The 6124-nt window shown below is 65.9% G+C and carries 3 protein-coding genes and 3 pseudogenes; 1 reads left to right on the forward strand and 5 read right to left on the reverse strand.

Going from position 1 to position 6124, the window contains the following annotated elements; all coding sequences use genetic code 11:
- Window positions 1–28: 28 nt before the first annotated feature.
- The 5 genes and pseudogenes from WS62_RS38020 to WS62_RS09715 all read right to left on the reverse strand — a co-directional run.
- Window positions 29–362: pseudogene (locus WS62_RS38020) on the reverse strand (lipid A hydroxylase LpxO); the annotation flags it as partial.
- A gap of 241 nt (window positions 363–603) precedes the next feature.
- Window positions 604–1554 carry a choline ABC transporter substrate-binding protein gene (locus WS62_RS09700; RefSeq protein WP_066570616.1) on the reverse strand — a complete coding sequence of 317 codons (951 nt, stop codon included), beginning with the start codon at window positions 1552–1554 and terminating at the stop codon, window positions 604–606.
- A 100-nt stretch (window positions 1555–1654) separates the two neighbouring features.
- Complete coding sequence (locus WS62_RS09705) at window positions 1655–2653, reverse strand: GlxA family transcriptional regulator (protein WP_066570618.1); 999 nt, start codon at window positions 2651–2653, stop codon at window positions 1655–1657.
- A 104-nt stretch (window positions 2654–2757) separates the two neighbouring features.
- Complete coding sequence (gene choW / locus WS62_RS09710; protein ID WP_066570620.1) at window positions 2758–3660, reverse strand: choline ABC transporter permease subunit; 903 nt, start codon at window positions 3658–3660, stop codon at window positions 2758–2760.
- Window positions 3653–5029, reverse strand: a pseudogene (locus tag WS62_RS09715) (quaternary amine ABC transporter ATP-binding protein); the annotation flags it as partial. The pseudogene WS62_RS09715 and the gene choW, both read right to left, overlap by 8 nt.
- Before the next feature lie 613 nt (window positions 5030–5642).
- Between WS62_RS09715 and WS62_RS09725 the strand changes: the two are divergent.
- Window positions 5643–6124 (forward strand): annotated as a pseudogene (locus WS62_RS09725) (helix-turn-helix domain-containing protein); the annotation flags it as partial.

The following is a 6124-nucleotide window of genomic DNA, read 5'->3' on the forward strand; positions in this document are numbered from 1 at the left end:
AACGGTATTTCATCGGCCGCATTCCATTCAGGTAGAAGCGCTTCCAGCCATTGCGAAAGAACGAATTGAAGCCGATGTCGTCGTACTCGCCCGCCGCCTTGGTCCGGCGCTCGTCGCGCAGCGCGAGCGCCTCGTCGCGGACCGTGCGCCACTCGCGCTTCAGGATCGCGAACGCCGGAAAAATGCCCCTTGTCGATGTGCGACGTATTCGGCACGGTCGCGAACGCATACGCGAAACAATTGATCGGAGCGGTGAATGCGGAGTGAACGGACAACTGCCCGAAGCACCTGTGGCGCATCTTGCCGCGCCGGTGCGCAAATACCGCGCATGCGACGAAGATGAACGGAACGGCCCAACGCATCGGTTTGTAGCGCCCCGTTACCGCATTTACGGGCACATACGAGCGCATACAGGCGAATCCAAGAAAAACATTCGGTTTTCTGCTTGATCCGCGTGAACAGGGAGCGGGCGCGCGATTGGCGCCGACAGGAGGGATGGGCCGGCGGAACGAACGACAACCCGCTCGACGGCTGGATCAATGAAAAACCCGGCCGACAAGCGCGCGCTGCGCGGGCCGCATGCCCGCGCAGCGCCTGCCGCGCTTACTGAATGCCGAGATAGTGCTTGACGGCCGGCAGGCCCGGCTTGCCGTCGAACGTCGTCACGCCCGCGAGCCACTTGTCGAGCGCCTGCGGATTCGCCTTCAGCCACTCGCTCGCCGCCTTGTTCGGATCTTCCTTGTTCATGATCGGCAGCATCACGTGGTTCTCGATCGACGTCGTGAACTGCAGGTTCGACACGAACTTCGCGACGTTCGGGCAGCGCGCCGAATAATCGGGCGGCGTCGCGGTCAGCACCTTCGCTTCGCCGTAGTTCGGGCCGAACACCTCGTCGCCGCCGCTCAGGTAATCGATCTTCATCTGCACGTTCATCGGATGCGGCTCCCAGCCGAGGAACACGATCCACTGCTTGTCGCGGATCGCGCGGTTCACCTCGACCAGCATCCCCGCCTCGCTCGATTCGACGAGCTTGAACTTGCCGAGGCCGAACTGGTTGCCGTCGATCATCTTCTTGATGAGCGCGTTGCCGTCGTTGCCGGGCTCGATCCCGTAGACCTTGCCGTTCAGCTTGTCCGCGAACTTCTGGATGTCGGCGAACGACTTCAGGCCGCCCTGGTACACGTAATCCGGCACCGCGAGCGTGTACTTCGCGCCCGTCAGGTTCGGCACCGCCAGCACCTTGATCGTGCCCGCCTTCGTGAACGGCGCGATCATCGGATCCATCGTCGGCGACCAGTAGCCGAGGAACACGTCGATCTGCTTGCTCTTGATTCCGGCGAACGTGATCGGCACCGACGCGATCGTCTTCGCCGGCGTGTAGCCGAGTCCGGCGAGCATCGTGGACGCGAGCCCCGTCGTCGCGGCGATGTCGGTCCAGCCGACGTCCGCAAAGCGCACTGCCTTGCAGGTCGACGGATCGCCCGCCCAGGCGCTCGCGAGCGGCGCAGCCGCAATGGCGAGCCCGCAGGCCGCCGCGATCAGATTTCGCTTCATCGTGCTTCTCCTCATCAACAAAGATGTCGTCAACATGGGATCGATTCGTTGCTTGAACGCGCACCGCGATCCCGGCGGCCACGCGTTTCGTTCGATGCGCTCAGCGCGCCGGCACGCGCCGCTCGTGGCTCGGCGCATGGCCGAACTGCGCGCGGTACGCCTTGCTGAAATGGCACGGCGAATGAAAGCCGCAAATCGTCGTCACGCGCGCGATCGACGCGTCGGTCGTGCGCAGCAGATCGCGCGCGCGCTTCAGGCGCAGCGTCAGGTAGTAATGCGTCGGCGACACGTTCAGATAGACCTTGAACATGCGCTGCAGATGCCGCTGCGACAGCCGCACGAGCCGCGCGAGCTCCTCGAGCGACAGCGGCTCCTCGATGTTCGCCTCCATCAGCCGCACGACCTCGATCAGCTCCGCGCGCGAGAAGCCGACGCGCGCGTCGACCGGAATCGGCTGCGGATCGGTCGCGCCGCGAATGCGTTCGAGAATGAACTGCTCGGATACCTGCGCGGCGAGCGGCGGCCCGAGCCGCGCGCCGACGAGGTTCAGCATCAGGTCGAGCGGCGCGGTGCCGCCCGTGCAGGTCAGCCGGTCGCGGTCGACGACGAACAGCTCGTCGGCGAAGCGCACTTGCGGAAACTCCGCGTGCAGCGCCGACAGGTTCTCCCAGTGCACCGCGCACCGGTAGCCGTCGAGCAGGCCGCACGCCATCAGCGCGTATGCGCCCGTGCAGATGCCGCCGAGCGGCACGTCGCGCGCGGCGAGCGCCGCGAGCGCGTCGCGCACCGGGGCGTCGACCGCCTCGCGAATCCGGATCCCGCCGCAGACGATCATCACGTCGGGCGGATCGTCGACGTCGAGCCTCTGCGTCGGCCGCACCGCGATCCCGTTGCTCGCGTGCACGGGCGCGCCGTCGAGCGAGAAGATCGACCAGCGGTAATGCTCGGCGCGCGCGACATAGTTCGCCATGCGCAGCACCTCGACCGCGCTCGTGAACGCGATCATCGAGAAATGCGGCAACGTCAGGAACCCGAAATGCGCGACCGGGGAAACCGGCTCGGCGCAGGCGGCGGGTGCGGCAGCGGCGGCGGACGTCACATCGTTCTCCGGCGAACGGGTGGCACGAAGCCGCTCCGGCGGCGCAACGCCCGCCGGAGACGACTCGATGGATCGATTGGCGAAACGAAGGAAGAGGGAAAGCGTCAGGCCTGCGCGACCGACGAGCGCGAGCGCGGACCGAACAACTGCCTGAAGCCGGAGAAGAGCGGCGCTTTCACGGCGCCCGGCGCGCGGCCGAAGCTTTCGGTGATGCGGTCGAGGATGATCGCGAGCAGCACGACCGACAGGCCGCTTTCGAAGCCGAGGCCGATGTCGAGACGCTGGATGCTCGCGAGCACGTCGTTGCCGAGGCCGCCCGCGCCGACCATCGACGCGATGATCACCATCGACAGCGCCATCATGATCGTCTGGTTCACGCCCTGCATGATCGACGGCAGCGCGTTCGGGAACTGCACCTTGTAGAGCAACTGCCACGGCGTGCAGCCGAACGCCTGCCCCGCCTCGACGATCTCGCGGTTCACGTGGCGGATGCCGAGGCTCGTCAGGCGCACCGCCGGCGGCATCGCGAAGATCACCGTCGACAGGATGCCCGGCACGCGGCCGAGGCCGAACAGCATCGCGGCCGGAATCAGGTAGACGAACGCGGGCATCGTCTGCATCAGGTCGAGGATCGGACGCACGATCGCCGCGACCCACTTGCTCTTCGCAGCCCAGATGCCGAGCGGAATGCCGAGCACGAGGCTCACGATCGTCGACGACAGCGTGAGCCCGAGCGTGACGATCATCTGATCCCAGAAGCCCGTCGCGAAGATCAGGAACAGCGCAAGCGCGGTGAAGATCGCGAAGCGCCAGCCGACGCGCCAGAGCCCGACGCCGATGAAGAGCGCCATCATCGCCCACATCGGCACGGCCTGCAGCCCGTGCTCGACGAGCGCGGCGAGTCCTTCGATCGCGCGGCCGATCGCATCGAACGTCTTCGCATCGTGGTCGAGCAGATAGTGAACCGACTGGTCGACCCAGCTGCCGAGCGGAATGAGTTCAGACATGGGAACCTCGCGAACGCGTAATGGCCTTCAGAAGCACGGCCCGATCGACCGAGCCGCAATAACAGCCGTCGTCGTCGACGACGGGCAGCGCATGCGGATGCGCGACGACGCGCTCGACGACGTGGTCGAGCGTCGCATCGCGCCGGATGCTCTCGACCTGGCGGACGTTCGGCGTCGCGCTGTTCAACGCGTCGCGCGTGACGAAGCCGCGAATCTTGCGCGCCTCGTCGAGTACGAATGCGTACTCGGCGCTGCCGTTCAGCGAGGCGGCGACGTTCGTCGCGTCGAGCTTCGACACGAGCGGCACGGCGCCCGTCAGCATCAGGTCGCCCGCCGTCAGATAGCGGCTCGTGTCGATGCCTTCGAAGAACGCGCGCACGTAATCGTCGGCGGGGTTCGCGATGATCTCCTGCGGCGTGCCGACCTGCACGAGCCGGCCGCCTTCCATGATCGCGATCCGGCTGCCGATGCGCAGCGCCTCTTCGAGATCGTGCGACACGAACATGATCGTGCGGCGCTGCTCCTTCTGCAGTTGCAGCAGCACGTTCTGCATTTCCTTGCGCTTCAGCGGATCGAGCGCGGAGAACGCCTCGTCCATGATCATCAGCGACGGGTTGACGGCGAGCGCGCGCGCGAGGCCGACGCGCTGCTGCATGCCGCCCGACAGCTCGGCGGGCAGCTTGTGCGCGAACTGCGCGAGGCCGACCTGCTCGAGCACGTCCATCGCGCGCCGCTCGCGATCCTTGCGGCTCATGCCGCCGACCTCGAGGCCGAACGCGGCGTTCGACAGCACCGAGCGCTGCGGCATCAGCGCGAACGACTGGAACACCATGCTCATGTCCGTGCGGCGCAGCGCGGTCAGCTCGCAGCGGCGCACCGCGGAGACGTCGCGCCCGTCGATCAGCACCTTGCCGGCGCTCGGCTCGACGAGCCGGTTGACGAGCCGGATCAGCGTCGACTTGCCGGAGCCGGACAGGCCCATCAGCACGAAAATCTCGCCTTCCCGCACGTCGAACGATACGTTGTGCACGCCGACCACCTGGCCCGTGCGCGCGAACACGTCGTCCTTCGTCGCGCCCGCGGCGAGCATGTCCAGCGCTTGCCGCGGATTGCTTCCAAATACCTTGCACAGACCTTCGACTACAACCTTCGGGGCATCCATTGCAACGTCTCCTCGTGTAGCGGGGAAATACGCCGTCACAGCGTGCCTACATGGTTGCCAGAAAAAACCCCGTGCAGCCGACGAATTACGACAAACGCTTGCGCAAATACGACACGCCCGGCGCACCGCAACAATGGTGCGGCGCACCGAGCGCGCGAAGCCGCCGCGCCGTCGCTCCCGGCCCGCGCGCAGCGTCGGCGGGCCGGGCCCGGTTCAACGCCGGTATCGCGGCAACGCCATTTCGAGCGTACCGTCGGCCGATATCGTCGCGGTGCCCGATGCGAGCTGGCTTCGATACTTGTCCATCGCGAACACGAACGCATCGAAAACGCCGCCGGCCGGATGAGCGCCTTGGTGTTCAACAGGGTCGGGTGGTAGAACTTCAGATCGCCTGATTGCAGCCAGATGAACGAGCACGGCAGCGCGGGCGGCGGCGTGAACGCCATCGTCGAACCGTCCGGCGTGCCGAAGCGCAGATACAGCCCGCGCGCCGACTCGGGCGGCCACCGCGTTGCCGATGCTTTCGGCGGCGGAAACCGCGCCTGATAGTCGACATAGCGCGTGTTGCCGTCGCGAGCAAGAGCGCGTGCGATGTCCTGATCATCGTTGCGCGCAGACGCCTTCGGTTGGATATGCCAAACGATCGACATCCGGCTGCATCCGGGATCAAGCGGGGTAAACCACCCATCGCCGACGCCCGAACTTTTTTGTTGCGCGCGCTCGCGCAGCCACAAAAAAAGGTTCATCGCAGTAAACCGTGGAGGGTTTGATGGCGATTGCGTAACCTGACGCCTGATTCTATAGAGGTCAGGAGGAAGAATTGCACGATCGCAAGGCACTTCAGGCACTGGGCGGCTGGACCGGCTATCGGTTGGAGCGGGTGGAATGGCCGGAAGGAGGCGGCGGTACGCTGTCGCTGTATCTGAAGCCGGTCAGCAAGGTCATGCACTGCGAACAGTGCGGAGCGCGCTGCCAGCAAATCCACGAGACGACGGTTCGGCGAGTGCGCGATCTGCCGCTGTTCGAGTACCGAGTCGTGCTGCATGTCCGCCGCCGTCGGGTCTGATGCGAACACTGCGGCGGCCCGCGACTGGAGAAGCTGGCGTGGCTGGGCCGCTACCAGCGGGTGACGGAGCGGTTCGCCAAGGCCTGCGAGAAGCTGCTGCAAGCGGCCAGCGTGCAGGCAGTCGCAGCCTTCTACGATCTGGGATGGCACACGGTCAAATCGATCGACAAGATGCGCTTGCGAGCGCGTGTGGCCGAGCCGGACTGGTCGACGATCCGCTATCTGGCAATGGACGA

It is taken from the genome of Burkholderia sp. ABCPW 14, assembly GCF_001523835.1.
Lineage (GTDB): Bacteria > Pseudomonadota > Gammaproteobacteria > Burkholderiales > Burkholderiaceae > Burkholderia > Burkholderia mayonis.